This is a genomic window from Streptomyces caeruleatus (assembly GCF_001514235.1).
In the GTDB taxonomy this organism is placed as follows: Bacteria; Actinomycetota; Actinomycetes; order Streptomycetales; family Streptomycetaceae; genus Streptomyces; species Streptomyces caeruleatus.
The window spans coordinates 28,972-42,595 of the sequence record NZ_KQ948937.1; the positions used below are offsets into that span (position 1 = coordinate 28,972).

Sequence of the window (13,624 nt, forward strand, 5' to 3'; positions counted from 1 at the left end):
GCCCGGTCCGCGGGGCCGGCCGCGACCGGGTCCTGCACACGCCGGCCCGCTCCGACTGACAGCGTGTCGGCCCGGACCGTCGGACGGGCCGGCGCTACGCACCCGGCGACGCGGGCCGGACCCGGATCCTGTCGCCGGGGCGGCGGAAGCCCGACTCGCTGTAGTAGCGCACGACGGTGCCGTCAGTGCCGGTCTCCCGGCTGTAGTGCCGGAGGAAGTCCCACAGCAGGGGCGTCTCCTCGGGCGTGGTGTTGTGCGAACGGTAAATGTTCTTGGTGAGTTTGACGACGGGGATGTCCGTGCCGGGGACGTCCCAGGTCCAGGTCCGGAAGCGGTCGTGCCAGCCGCTGAGCACGGCGTCGCCGGCGTCGCCGAGGGTGAGGCCGTTGACCCCCAAGTGGTAGCGCGCCCAGGCGCCGAGCTGATTGTCGATGCCGTCCCAGAGGGTGCCTTCGAGGAAGGCGAGGTCGCCGTAGCCGTAGATCTGGTAGGTGGGGATGGAGGCGTGGCCGGCGGGATGGGCGACTCCGTCCAAGGTCACCGTGTCCGCCGCGCCGGGGGCCACGGTGAACGACGTCGAGGCGACCGCGGCGAAGTACTCCGGGAAGGCGATGGCGAAGGTCTGGGTCACCGCGCTGCCGGCGGACTGGCCGGTGGAGTAGAAGCGGGCGGGGTCGACGGGGTAGTCGGCGATCAGCACCTCGCGGAGCTGCTGGAAGAAGGTGCGGGAGTCCCGATGGCTCACCGAGACCGACGTGTTGCTGTACTGCTCGCAGACGATGACGACGACGAAGCCCTCGCGTTCGGCCACGTCCCACCACTGGGCCGCGTTCATGAAGACCTTGTCCGTCTGGCTGTTGCCGGGCCAGACGAAGACGACGGGGGCCTTGCCGTGCCAGATGCGGTGGGCGCAGCGGGGGACGTGGACGAGGTACTCGCGGAGGTGTCCCTCGACCGTCATCGTGCGGACCTCGACTCCGAGGCGGCGGTAGTCGGCGCGGTGGTAGAGCTGGTTGCCGTACGCGAAGAAGTTCTCGTAGCGGGTGTAGCGGGTGAGGAAGTCGACGATCCGGTCGGTCGTGACCGGGCGTTGCCGGACGGCGACCTTCGAGATCGGGCCCGCGTGGGAGGTCATCCAGCGGGCGGAGCCGTGGCGTTGGCGGTAGACCGTGCCGAGTGTGCCCTCCCGCGCGCCGGTGGCCACGGTGTCGTTCGCGTGCTTCCAGTACGACAGGCTCGCGCCGACGGATCTCTCGTCGGGGGTGATGTACCAGGTCGGCAGCACCACCTCGTCGTGGCGGATCAGCCGGAAGCCCTCGGGGAAGACCACAGGGGTGTAGGTGGGCGCGGTCGTGCCGTCGAACTCGACACCGGCGTAGGAGTCCAGGTACGTCCCGGGCAGGCCACGGGAGTTCAGGTACACCTGGGCGATGACCCGCAGGGGGTGGGCGACCGCCCAGGCTTCGAGGGCGGGGGCGCCGCTGCCGTGGCCGACGAAGTAGTGCTCGCCGAAGACCGAGAAGTAGCGGTTGGACTCGAAGAAGGCCATCGCGGCCTCCACGTAGGCGAGTTCGGACTCCGCGTCCGACCAGCCGCCGGCGCCCGGTTCGAGGAGGTACAGGGCCTCCTCGCGTTCGTCGGCGGTGTCGCGCCAGCCCGAACGCCGCAGGAACTCGGCGGTGTCGACGCCGTCGGGGACGGCGATCACCGTGAAGTAGGAGCGGATCGGGGTCTCGGGCGAGATGTAGACCTTGGCGGTGCGCGGTGTGCCGCCGATGTCGAAGGTCTTCTCCCAGTAACCGGTCATCTCCCGGGGGAGCTTGTTGGCGCGGGTGTAGTCGTACGCGGGGAACGGGCGGCCGTCGAGCGGCTGCGCCTGTTCCGGTCGGGCCGCGGCGGGTGCCGCCGCGCCCAAGGCCACCGCGGATGTGGCCGCGGCCGCGGCCGCGCCGCACAGGATTTGGCGTCTGGTAGGGGTCATGAAGGAGGCCTCCTTGCCTGCCCATGTGCCGGCAGGTCAGCGGGGGATGCTGGAGTTCGCCGCCGTGTTGACGGCCGCGTCGCCGTCTTCCGGCGTCAGCCATCGCTCACGGACGAGGCGCTGGGTCTCCTGCATGAACGCCCGGGCGTAGTACCCGTGGTCGGGGTACAGGGTGGTCAACTGCTGAATGCTGAACGGCACTCGGTGGCCCTGCAGTCGGCAGGAGTCCGGGGTGGTGGTGGGGTGGTACGTCGCGATCGGCACGTCCAGCCAGGGCGTCCGGACTCCGCCGAGGGCGTTGCCGTGCTCGTCGACGACCGTCCTGCCGTCACCGTCCACCTGGATGCGCGGAGCGTGCGGTGGCGGGGTGCCGTTGCGGGCCCAGGCGTCGAGGTTCACCTGCACGGCGTTGAAGAGGTAGTGCTCGGGGAAGTCCGTGCTCAGACCGGGGCTGGTGCAGCTGTTGTAGTAGTTGGAGGTGAATCCAGCCTTCTTCAGGTCCTCGGGTGAGGGCTGGAAGCTCGCCGTGTACGAGTAGGAGTGCGCGCTGCCGGGGATCTCGTAGAGCCGGTACCTGTCCCCGCGCGTGTCCGCGTCGGGTCGTCGGGAGTAGCCGCCGTCCCAGTGGAAGTCGGTCTCCGTCTGGACCCGGATCACCGGCTGCGGGGTCGCCCGAGGGATGTTGCGGGGGTCGGCGAGCGGGATCTCGGCGGAGCACTTGCCGAGCGGGCGCGGCGGGATGACGGCGGCGATGAGGAAGCCGTCGTAGACCTTCGCCCTCGGGTGGATCGCGTTGAGGTAGCGCACGAGGTAGCTGCCGGACTGCGAATAGCCGGTGGCGTACACCTTCTCGACGTCCAGGCCGCGCAGGGGGTTGTCGCGGCCGTGGCTCTTCAGGGCGGCGCCGACCTGGCTGAAGATGTCCCAGACCAGGCCGCCGTCGGTGGCCGCCGAGGAGTTCAGCGCGGTGCCGGTGCAGCGCTCGGCGGCGGGGCGGGGGTCGGCCCAGGAGAGGTCGGCGTAGCGCTTCGGGTCGTAACGCTTCAGCGCCTCCACGGTGTTGGGGGCGCTGGTGACGCCGACGTAGGCGTCGCCGTCGCGCATGTACTGGTCGTGGGAGGTGAACCACATGCGGTTCAGGTCCCAGCCGCTGGACATGTTGAGGATCTCGGTGACGACGCTGCCGCTGAACTTCTTCGGATCGGCGGGGCGGCGCACGATGATCCGGTTCACGTACGGCGCGTTCGACGCCGTGACCACGACCTTGCCGTTCGCGTCGTAGTCGTACAGGTTCGCCGTGCCCTTCAGGAAGAACTCCTGCTCCACATAGCCGTGCGCGGCCAGGTCCACGGGGGTCGCGTCGAACGGGCGGGAGGTCGCGGTGACGGGGACGGGACCGGTCAGCGACGGGATCGGGGCCCGTTCGCCGGGTGCGGCCGGGGCAGGGGTGGCCGAGGCAGGGGTGGCCGGGCCGGATCTCGCCGCGGCCGGCGGCGCGGTGTGAGCCGAGGCGGTCGCCGCGGGCTGATGGACCGCCACGCTGCTCGATGACAGCAGCAGGGTCAGCAGGAGAACCCGGCCACGACGCGGGGATGCGAGCCGTCTGCGGGTCATCGTGCTCCTTGTCCGTGAGGGGAACCCCTGCCGGGGCGAGGGCCCGTTGACGGTTTTCGTCGCTCGTCCCGTCGTCGCTCCCTGGCCGAGTGCGGGATCACGGCCAAGGAGACACAACCAGGGAGACACCGACGAGGACCGTCACGCACGTATGTAACCAGTTAGTTAATTACTGATCCTGCACGCTTCCCTTGTCAAGGGGTCGGAGGCAAGCCGATCAGCTGGTCGACGAGCCCACCGTCGTGGCGAAAACCCGTGGATTTGCGGCGTGTTGGCGCCTGACGGGCGGCGTGACCGACCGGTCCCATCAGCCACAGTGCCTGTACCAGACGGTTAATTGAGGACGTGGCTGGTCCCGGTGGTGAAGTCGCCGGAGGGCTTTCCGGTCAGCCGGACCGCCGAGACGAGCTTGCCCTCCGTGATCAGCCTCTCGACCTCGGTCCGTGAAAGACGGCAGCCTTCAGCGAGCAGCCGGACCGGCCGGACCGGGATGCGCGCCGTGAAGCGGACCGCGATGTCGATCACCTCGCGGTCGTCCAGGTGATCCGTTCCGCCCGTGCCGGGGCGCCAGGCGCCCGCCCAGTCGAGGGCGATGCGATTTCGGTGCCGCACGACCGGATCCTGGAGCAACTCGGCTGCCAGAGCGTGGTCGTTGTCATGCGACCGGTCCGGGGGTCTGTCAAACGAGCGGTGTAACCGGGGTTGACGGTTGCTGACGGGCTGCGGAGAGGCGGCCGTCGAAGGTGATGTCGAAGGCGTTCAGCGCGGTCTTCCAGCGCATGATCCAGCGGGACTGGCCCTTGCCCGTGGGATCGAGCGACATGATCGCCATGTAGACGCACTTCAACGCGGCCTGCTCGTTCGGGAAGTGCCCGCGGGCCTTGACCGCCCGGCGGATACGGGCGTTGACCGACTCGATCGCGTTCGTCGTGCAGACGATGCGGCGGATCTCGGTGTCGAACCGCAGGAATGGAGTGAACTCCTCCCACGCGTTCTCCCACTGCTTCACGATCGCCGGATACTTCCGGCCCCAGGCGTCGGCGAACTCGGCGAACTCGGCGAACCTGTCCAGGGCGGCCTCCTCGGTCGGCGCCGTATAGACGGGCTTCACAAGCTCGGCGATCTTGTCCCAGTCCTGGCGGGCGGCATAGCGGAAGGAGTTCCGCAGCAGATGCACCACACAGGTCTGCACGATCGTCCGCGGCCAGACCGCCTCCACCGCCTCGGGCAGGCCCTTGAGCCCGGCACAGACCAGTATCAGCACATCGCTCACGCCGCGGTTCTTGATCTCGGTGAGGACATGCAGCCAGTGCTTGGCGCCTTCGCCGCCGTCACCGGCCCACAGCCCCAAGATCTCCCGCCGGCCCTCGGTGGTCACGGCCAGAGCCACGTAGACGGGCCGGTTGGCCACCGCACCGTCGCGGATCTTCACGTGGATGGCATCGATGAAGACACAACGGCGTCTGGCGGCATCAGTCGTCACCAGGGCCGGGCGGGCTGGATGAGCACGAGGTCCGCCGCTGTCCCGCCTGGGCCCGCCGGGTCACCCTCGCGATGCCGGCCCACGCCTTTCTCGCCGTCGTCCGCGCCGACGAACACGCACACCGGCCCACGCCGAACGACGTGATCCCGTTTGTCCTGCAACGAGATCTGCCGCTTGTTCATCGCGCTCGTCGTCCGGCCCGTCCGCCGACACGGCCCACTCACTTGCCTGGTCCGACTGGCGCGGCCGCCCACCAGGCACGATCACGCACCAGTCACTACCGGAGGCGAACCGCATCCCTCACATCAAGATCACGAACAACGGCTGGAGTGGTCAGTGGCGGCGGCCTTGATGTCCAGTCGATCGGCAGGGGTGGCGAGCGGACGAGCGGGGGGTGCCGGGCGGCCGGGGCGATGCCGTGCTCGGGCCGGTTTGTCTATGCCCGATGGTTTGGAAGCGAAGCTGTACTCGGAGGTGGCGCGTGAATGGAGCTGGTTTGAGCACCGCGGATGTGCTGATGTCGGGTCGCGCCAGGAGATGGTGTTCTCGCCGGTGAGCCGGCGGGCCATGAGGTGCCTCGGAGCGGTGGGGATGGGTTTCGTAGTCGCGCGCCAGGCGCCGGTGCAGCATCAGCCAGCCGTAGGTCCGCCTCGACCGCGCGCCGCTTCGGGATCGGGGTGAAGCCCCTGGAGCGTCGAAGCTGTAGCCGCGATCACCCCGGAGGTACGCAGCCCCGCAGCCCCCGGAATCGTCGCTGCGCTCGCCCCGGCAGGACGGCGTCCGCGGGAATTCGAGGGCCGAGCTCGCCGCCGTAACCTCTTCGTCACTTTTTGCCCTTAAAAAAACATGGTTGAACAAGGCGACGCGTGCGAACGGTGGTCCGATGGGACGTCCTGAACGGCCGGTGGATCCCGAGGCCGGAGCGGTGCCGCGCCTTGCTCATGAGTTGCGTATGCTGCGCGCCTCCTGCGGCAGACCGTCCTACCGGACCATGGCTCATCGGGCGCACTTCTCGCCGGCCACGCTGGCCCAGGCCGCCAGTGGTGAGCGGCTGCCGTCGCTGGCCGTGGTACTGGCGTACGCACAGGCATGCGGAGCCGACCCGGCGGACTGGGAGGCTCGCTGGAAGTCCGCCGCCGAGGAACTGTCCGCGCGACCGGCCGTGGAGGCCGGGGAGGGCGAGCCGCCCTACCGGGGACTCATGCGGTTCGAACCGGGTGACCACGGGCTGTTCTTCGGGCGGGACCGGCTGGTCGGGGAGTTGCTGGAGCTGGTGTGCGAGCACCGGTTGGCGGTGGTGTTCGGAGCATCCGGCAGTGGGAAGTCCTCGCTGCTGCGGGCCGGGCTGATACCCCGGCTGCAACAGCGCATCCAGGAAGAAGGGCATGCGGCGGTGCTGCGCGTGCTCACCCCGGGGGCCACGCCGGCGGCGACCCACGGCCGGCTGCTCGTTCCGGAGGAGGGCGAGCCGGAAAGCTGGGTGGTGGTCGACCAGTTCGAGGAGATCTTCACCCTGTGCCGGGACGCTGCGGAGCGGGAGCGCTTCATAGACCTGCTGCTCGCCGCCCGGGAGGACGAGACCCGGCTGCGCGTGGTCATCGCGGTGCGGGCGGACTTCTACGAACGGTGCGCTGGGCACCGAGGGCTCGCGGACGCGCTGAGCGAGGCCCATCTGCTGGTCGGGCCGATGAACGCGGCAGAGCTGCGGGAGGCCGTCGTCAGGCCGGCCGCGGCGGCCGGACTCCTGGTCGAGCGGGAGCTGACCGCCAGGATCATCGACGAGGTCGGCGACCAGCCCGGCGCACTGCCGATGCTTTCCCACGCCCTGCTGGAGACCTGGCGCCGACGCCGCGGCCGGACACTGACGATGGCCGCCTACGAGGCGGTCGGCGGGGCCGGCGGCGCGATCGCCGCTACCGCCGAGCACCTGTACGGCCAGCTCTCGCCCGCCCAGGCCCGCACAGCCAGGCGTGTGCTGCTCCGTCTGATCGAACCCGGCCAGGGGACCTCGGACACCCGGCGACCGGTCCGGCGCGCCGAACTGGAGTCGTCGGCCGACCCCGAGGTGCCCGTGGTCGTCGAGCGGTTGGCCCGCGCCCGGCTGCTGGCTGTGGACGCCGAGTGCGTGGAGCTGGCCCACGAGGCCCTGCTCAACAGCTGGCCCCGGCTGCGCGACTGGGTCGAGGAGGATCGTGAGCGGCTGCGCCACCACCGGCGCCTCACCGAGGCCGCCCGTACCTGGGAGGAGCTCGGCCGTGACACCGGCACGCTCTATCGGGGCACACGCCTGGCCCATGCCGAGGAGCTTTTCGCATCCGGGCGGTCCGCCGAACTCAACAGGTCGGAGCGAGCCTTCCTCGTCGCCGCCCTGGGCGCCCGGGCGAGCGAACACCGGACCGCCACCAGGGCCACCCGCCGGGTACGTCGTCTGATCACCTCGCTCGCCATTGCCCTCGCGGTGTCGCTGGTCACCGGCCTGCTCGCCTGGCAGCAGCACCGCACCGGTGTGCGGGAGCAGACCGAGACGGCCGCCCGCCGGGTGGCCTCGGTCGCTGCCTCGATGCGGAGGACCGACCCCAGGACCGCCATGCTGCTCAGCGTCGCGGCCTGGCGTACCGCCCCGCTCACCGAGACACGCTCGGCCCTGCTCGGTGCTCTCACCCAGCCACAGCTGGACGCTTTCACCGTGCCCGGAGCAGGCGGCGACACCTTGGACTTTCTCGCCGACTCCGGTCGTACCGTACTCAGCACGGACGGCCGGACCTGGCGAAGATGGAACGTCGCCACGCACCGCCGTACGGCGTCCGGGCCGTTGCCGGAGGGCAGGGTGATCGCCGCGGATCAGGGCGCGCGGGTCCTCGTCCTTCAAGTGCCCGACGGCATGCGGCTGTGGGACGTCTCCACGGGGGAGTGGACCGGCCCTGCACGGGCCCTGCCGCCGTCATACCTTCTCGGCCCGGGGCCCAGTGGCCGCAGTTACGTGGCGGAGGACCCGGACGGCAACCGGACGCGACTGCGTTCCCTCCCGGACGACCGAGTGCTGTACGAAGCCTCGGGGGAAGGCGGTGCGGACGTGGCCCCGAGCCCGGACGACCGCCAGGTCGCCGTCTGCTCCAAGGGGCATGCGCCCGCCGTGCGGGACATCGTCGGCCACCGCACGCTTCACGGCGCGTGGGAGCAGGCGCATGACATCTGCGACGACGACTACGAGCTGCTTGGATTCGACGGCGGCAACCGGTTCACGGCCTTGTCCAGCACCGGCATCCGCGTCTGGGACACAGCCTCGGGCCGGCAGCTCGCCGACATCTCCTTCCCGGACGTCGAGTACGCGGCCTTGAGCAAGGACGGGGCGTTCCTCGCGGCCTCGGGTCACAACGAGATCAGGGTGTGGCGGCTGTCGGCGCCGGAGGCCCCCGTCTTCCGCTACACGCTGGACGGCCAGCACCTCTACGGCGGCCTCGCCTGGGATCCTGGCCGGCCGGTCCTGCGGTATCTCGAAGGGGGCACCGTCCACACCCTCGACGTCACGGCGGCCCTCACCGCACAGTGGCGCCGTCACCCGCTGAAAGGCGCGCTGCTCAGCCCCGACGGCCGCACGCTCGTCACCGCCGAGCTGTCCGGCACCCACTACCGGTTCCAGCTGCGCGACACAGGTGACGGGCATCGGGTCCGCGAGCTGCCGTCCCCGCCGTTTCCGGTGTCCCGCGACCGCAGTGACCCCGTCGTACCGGAGTACACCCGGCCCCTCATGGCCTTCAGCCCCGACAGCAAGGCCTTCGCCTACGGCGTGTCCACGCCGGGCCGGGACGCCTCCCCCCAGCAGCTGATCATCTGGGACCTCCCCCGCAACCGCGAACGCACCGCGCTGGACCTCGCCCCGTCCTCCGCCGCGGGGGCAGTGTTCACGGTCGCCCTCGGCCCGGGCGGACGCACCTTGCTGGCCGCCCGCTTCCCGGACATTCCCGGCACCTCCCACACACCAGACATCTCCGCCGCTCTCGACTCCGACGACACGGGTGACGTCAGCAACGAGGTCTGGGACATCTCCCGCCACCGCAGAACGGCCGTGCTCAAGGACTTCGACAGCAGCACCCTGGCCGTCCGGCCCGACGGCCTTCTGCTGGCCGGCGGCAGCCACACGGCCGAACTGCCCTCGGGTCGGGTCACCCGGCGCACACTCGGCCAGGGCACGGAGACCGGCGCTCTTGCCTTCAGCTCCGACGGCTCGCGGATGGCGGCCGGCGACCTGACCGGCCGCGTCAGCCTGTGGGACGGAGATCTCAGGCACCGTGCAGGGACCCTTCCCGACGTCTTCCCCGGCCCGGTCGCGGACACCTCCGAGGCTGTCAGCGCCCTCGCCTTCAGCCCCGACGGCCGTACCCTCGCCGTCGCCGGTGACTCGGGGAGCATCCAGCTCTGGGACACCTCCACCCTGCAGCCTCTGGGCGGCACCCTGGCGACCCCCGGCGATGGCATCCGCTCCCTCGCCTTCAGCCCCGACAGCGCTACCTTGTACGCCGCCGGCGACCATGTCCCGTTGCAGCGGTACACGATCACCTCGCCCTCCGTCCTCACCCGGGTGTGTGCCCGCGTCGGCACCGCACTGACCCGTGCCCAGTGGCACACACAGATCCCCGACGCGCCCTACCGCGGCACCTGTGACCAGCACTGATGTGTTGGGTACCGCCCTGCGCGGATTGTCTGGAGCGATGAAAGGGGCTGTATGGACAACGTTCTGGTTGCCAGCCTTTGGTCGAGGCCCGGCGGCAGAGCCGCCGCGGGCGGCTGTCAAACCTGACGAATCCACTTGACCAAAGGTGCGTCGGACATGATCCGAGATCGTTCCCCCCACCATCCGTCCGTACTCGTGGCGGAGGACGAAGCGAGCAACTCCGGGATGCTCCAGACGGCTCTGGACTTCCTCGGCTTCGACGTGTTCACCGTGGCCACGGGCGCCGAGGCGATCAGCGCCGTCCAGCGGCGGCGGCCCGACGCGGTCCTGCTGAACACGCAGCTCCCCGACCTGGACGGCACCGAAGTCTGCCGGCGGCTCCGTGCCGACGGGGACAACACCCCGGTGCTCTTCCTCAGCGCCCGCCATGCGGTGGAGGACAAGTGCCGCGCCCTGGCCATGGGGGGTGACGACTATGTCACCAAGCCCTTCGACATCGCCGAGGTCAGCGCCCGGATCCGTGCGCTGATCCGCCGTTCCCAGGTCACCGGCCACGCCCGACGCGTCGGCCACACCGCGCCCGCGCCCTCCCGGCGGCTGCACGTGGCCGGGGTCGAACTGGACATGGGTACCCGGGAGGCGTGGCGGCATGGGCAGCCGGTGAAACTGTCGGCCACCGAGTTCGCCTTGCTGAAGGTCCTCATGGAGAACGCAGGCCAGGTGATCTCCAAGGGGAGAATCCTGGACAGCGTGTGGAAGTACGACTTCCATGGCGAGTCCGGGGTTGTGGAGACCTACGTCTACTACCTGCGGCGGAAGCTGGGCGATCCCGACCAGTCGCTGATCCGCACCGTTCGCGGGGCGGGCTACATGGTGAGCGCCGACGGCACGGAGAGCTGACAGAAGCAGGCCTGAGCAGGTCGGCCTGAGCAGGCCCGCGGTCACGCCCCGGTCCTGCTCAGGCCGGTGTCCGGGCAGCTCTCAGCCGATCCAGATGGTGTATTCGCCCCCGTCCCTGACATCGTTCGCCGAGATGATCCTGGCCTCCCACCGCCATCCGGTGCTGGGCTTGCGGTGGTGGAACTCCACAGACCGCCCGGCGTGCCACCAGTAGTCCTTCGCCGAGGTGCACCCCTTCGGAGGGATGTCCCAGAATCTTGAGCCGACCCAGTCGCCGTACTGGTTCTCGCCGACGAGGAAGAACCTCACCGGCTCGGTGGACCGGCTGCAGACCCTGAGTGAGGCGTTCTTGTCCCCGGCGAAGGCCGTGCCGGGAACCGCCAGACCGCCGAACACGGCGGCTGCTGCAAGCGCCGCCACGACGGCCTTGCGCGTGAGACCACGCATGTGAACTACCACCATTCTCTGATTTCTCGGGTAACGGTTCTTGTGTGCGGGCTGCTGTGTGTGCCCGAATCGGGCTCAGCGCAGCAGCCCCTTGGAACGCAGCCAGTCCCTGGCCGCCATAGCGGGTGTGCGGCCCGCCTTGACGGACGAGGTGAGCCCGGCCAGTTGTTCGGTTGTCAACAGGGTGTTGACACGGGCCAGGGCCGCTCTGCCGGTTGCGTCCACTGCGGGGGAGCTGATCAGAGGGAACACGTGCTCGGGCGGAATCACGACCTGGGGATCCGTCAGCACGACCAGGCCGTTTCGGGTGATGGCGGGATCGGTGCTGCGCAGGACCAGCACATCCGCCGTCCCCGATGTCCCGGCCCGGGCGAGAGCGACGCCGTACGCCTTCTTCAGGGCGGCAGTCGTCGGGGCGTCGGGGTCGCCGGACGCAGGGCCGCCGAGGGTCAGATGGCGGTCGGTCTCGCCGAGGTCGGCGATGCTCGGTTCGTGGCGTCGGGCGGTGGCCCTGGTGACCGCGAGGACGACCCCCCGCTGCGCCGCGGCCGGCGGTAGCGCGACGACCCCCGGGGGCAGCGCCATGCTCAGTGTCGCGGACATGTCGCCCGGCACCACCTGGCCGCCCGGAAGTGCGCGCAGCATGGTGCTCTCGTAGGCGGGCGTGAGGTCGATTCTGCCTCCCAGCACGGCTTGGACGGTGTCGGCTGGGGACCTGTAGCCGGTGGGCGCCGTCTTCACCTCTTCGCCGGCGGCCGTGAGGAGCTCACCGTAGAGCGCCGCCACGACCCTGCTCTCCGTGGAACTGTCGCTGCCGATCACCGTCGGCCCCGCCCCGTCCGCGTGATCGCTGTACGTGCCCGTCACCTTGTTCGCGCAACCGGAAACGACGACGAGCGAGCAGACGGCGCAGAGGATGGTTCTGAGCGAGCGGCGAATGCCTGACATCACGCGATACCACTTTGCTGTGAGAGATGTTGGCCCGCCGCGCGTCTTCCTGAGCGCGGACCTGAGCCGCCTGCTGGAGGCATGTGGCTCAGCGCGTCGAGCCGCACGTCTGGGACTTTCAACGGCAGTGCTGGTTCCACTCGCCCGAGGTCATTGCCCGGTCCTTGGTGTTGATGTAGCCATACGTGGAGCGCCAGCCGGACTCCTTGTAGTTGTAGACGTACCAGTCGAAATGACCGTAGTAGCGCTTCTTGAACTGGATTTCCCACCACCCCGTGGCCTGCTGCTTGCCGACGCCACGCTCGATCCACCCGACGCCCCTGCGCGGGACGTTGACCGTGGTCATCTGCCGGTCGGTGTGGGACCTCGACCACGTGTGGCTGTAGCTGGTCTGGATCTCGGCCTCGAAGGCATCCAGGAACTTGTACTCCAGCGAGGTCGAGATGCCGGCCGAGTTGCTGGAAGAAGTGGTGTCTTCCCAGGTGACCGCAGTCGAGTTGGTCTGGCTCCCGCAGTTGAACAAGACGTCGCCGACCTTGTGCCTCGGGCCGGTGTACGTCCAGTAGCTCTGCGGGTGGAACTTGCAGAGGCTGGCCCAGTCGCAGGCCTTCAGGAGATTGACGGGGCCGGGGTCACTGTCCGCGAGCGCCTGGGGGGCGGTCAGCAACGAGGCGCCCACGGTAAGAGCGGCGACCATGCCGGCGGTGCGGGCGGAGACACGCTTTCCAGAATTCCGCTTACGCAGGGCGAATGCCATTGAATTCTCCATCGAGAGGGGACCGGTGGAATCACCAGGTGCTGACTGCAACTATCGGCCGGTAATCTCGCGCCGGTCAACGACCGAAAGAAGACTGAAAGGTTAATTCAGGGTTAACCTGTATCCGTCGTTTCTGGGAACGGCTGAGCAGCGCTGCCCGGATTCAGCTCTCGTTGAATCCGGGCAGCGCTGCATATGCGTAACACCCAGGAAGATTTCCCTCTGGAAGCGTTTCGCCAATCGTTGCACCCATTAGACGGCACACCGCGGGAGCAAATGGTCAATGTTCCATCAGGGTTCAGGTCAGAAATGCTTCAGAATTCCATCAGAGCCGCATCAGAGCCGCATCAGAGTCATCCACCCGCAGGGCCTTGCCGTCCAGGGCTGTGGCAGGCAGCAGCCCGACGGGGGCAGGGTGCTCGGCGGCCCGCTGGCCGCGGCGTCGCTGTTCACGCTCGGACGGACCCGGGGTGCAGGGAATCTCGGGCGCCGCAACGGATGCGACCCGCGACGTCGGCGACCTACCCGCAGGTCGCCGTGTCCAGGGCGTCGGCCTCCAGGTCGGCCAGGACCCGTCGGAAGGTGCGCTCACTGGGCACCAGGAACCTGCCGGTCAGCGGGTCGCGGCGGGCGCCGATCCGCGCCAGCCTGCCTTGCGGGGCGCGGGCGGCCCATTGCCAGATCGCCGCCACCGAGTCACCGCCGACCACCGGCGTCGCGCACGCGGTCAGCACCAGAATCACCGCCAGCACATGCCGTCGGCCCCGCTTCGCCCGCCGGTCCGGCACCTCCCGCAACCTCTTGACCAGCGCGGGCACAACA

At 69.5% G+C, this 13,624-nt stretch carries 8 protein-coding genes and 4 pseudogenes; 3 read left to right on the top strand and 9 right to left on the bottom strand.

Annotated features, from left to right (window positions below):
• Window positions 1–94: 94 nt before the first annotated feature.
• The 4 genes and pseudogenes from AQJ67_RS34500 to AQJ67_RS34515 all read right to left on the bottom strand — a co-directional run.
• Entirely contained in the window at window positions 95–1,981 is a 1,887-nt protein-coding gene (locus AQJ67_RS34500) for an alpha/beta hydrolase family protein (RefSeq protein ID WP_062723288.1), read from the bottom strand.
• A 36-nt stretch (window positions 1,982–2,017) separates the two neighbouring features.
• Complete coding sequence (locus tag AQJ67_RS34505; RefSeq protein WP_062723289.1) at window positions 2,018–3,595, bottom strand: alpha/beta hydrolase domain-containing protein; 1,578 nt, start codon at window positions 3,593–3,595, stop codon at window positions 2,018–2,020.
• 333 nt (window positions 3,596–3,928) lie between these two features.
• Window positions 3,929–4,264, bottom strand: a pseudogene (locus tag AQJ67_RS34510) (DUF1062 domain-containing protein); the annotation flags it as partial.
• Between the two features lie 10 nt (window positions 4,265–4,274).
• Window positions 4,275–5,048: pseudogene (locus AQJ67_RS34515) on the bottom strand (IS256 family transposase); the annotation flags it as partial.
• A 20-nt stretch (window positions 5,049–5,068) separates the two neighbouring features.
• Between AQJ67_RS34515 and AQJ67_RS50825 the strand changes: the two are divergent.
• A pseudogene (locus tag AQJ67_RS50825) lies at window positions 5,069–5,374 on the top strand (IS701 family transposase); the annotation flags it as partial.
• Window positions 5,375–5,599: 225 nt separating this feature from the next.
• On the opposite strand, the pseudogene AQJ67_RS49750 reads toward AQJ67_RS50825, so the two are convergent.
• Window positions 5,600–5,769, bottom strand: a pseudogene (locus tag AQJ67_RS49750) (IS5 family transposase); the annotation flags it as partial.
• Window positions 5,770–5,961: 192 nt separating this feature from the next.
• Between AQJ67_RS49750 and AQJ67_RS34525 the strand changes: the two are divergent.
• Together AQJ67_RS34525 and AQJ67_RS34530 are read left to right on the top strand one after the other, a co-directional pair.
• A complete protein-coding gene (locus AQJ67_RS34525; protein ID WP_062723291.1) occupies window positions 5,962–9,750 on the top strand; it encodes an nSTAND1 domain-containing NTPase in 3,789 nt (1,262 codons plus the stop codon).
• A gap of 156 nt (window positions 9,751–9,906) precedes the next feature.
• Window positions 9,907–10,650 carry a response regulator transcription factor gene (locus AQJ67_RS34530; RefSeq protein WP_079056333.1) on the top strand — a complete coding sequence of 248 codons (744 nt, stop codon included), beginning with the start codon at window positions 9,907–9,909 and terminating at the stop codon, window positions 10,648–10,650.
• Window positions 10,651–10,731: 81 nt separating this feature from the next.
• On the opposite strand, the gene AQJ67_RS34535 is transcribed toward AQJ67_RS34530, so the two are convergent.
• The 4 genes from AQJ67_RS34535 to AQJ67_RS34550 all read right to left on the bottom strand — a co-directional run bounded on the left by AQJ67_RS34535 (window position 10,732) and on the right by AQJ67_RS34550 (window position 13,620).
• The gene (locus AQJ67_RS34535) at window positions 10,732–11,097 is read right to left on the bottom strand and encodes a hypothetical protein (RefSeq protein WP_062723292.1); all 366 of its coding nucleotides are present in this window, start codon (window positions 11,095–11,097) and stop codon (window positions 10,732–10,734) included.
• A 75-nt stretch (window positions 11,098–11,172) separates the two neighbouring features.
• Window positions 11,173–12,045, bottom strand: a complete 873-nt coding sequence (locus tag AQJ67_RS34540; protein WP_062723293.1) for a glycine betaine ABC transporter substrate-binding protein — start codon at window positions 12,043–12,045, stop codon at window positions 11,173–11,175.
• A gap of 118 nt (window positions 12,046–12,163) precedes the next feature.
• A complete protein-coding gene (locus AQJ67_RS34545) occupies window positions 12,164–12,802 on the bottom strand; it encodes a hypothetical protein (protein WP_062723294.1) in 639 nt (212 codons plus the stop codon).
• Between the two features lie 521 nt (window positions 12,803–13,323).
• Window positions 13,324–13,620, bottom strand: a complete 297-nt coding sequence (locus AQJ67_RS34550) for a transposase family protein (protein WP_062723295.1) — start codon at window positions 13,618–13,620, stop codon at window positions 13,324–13,326.
• Between the last annotated feature and the right edge of the window lie 4 nt (window positions 13,621–13,624).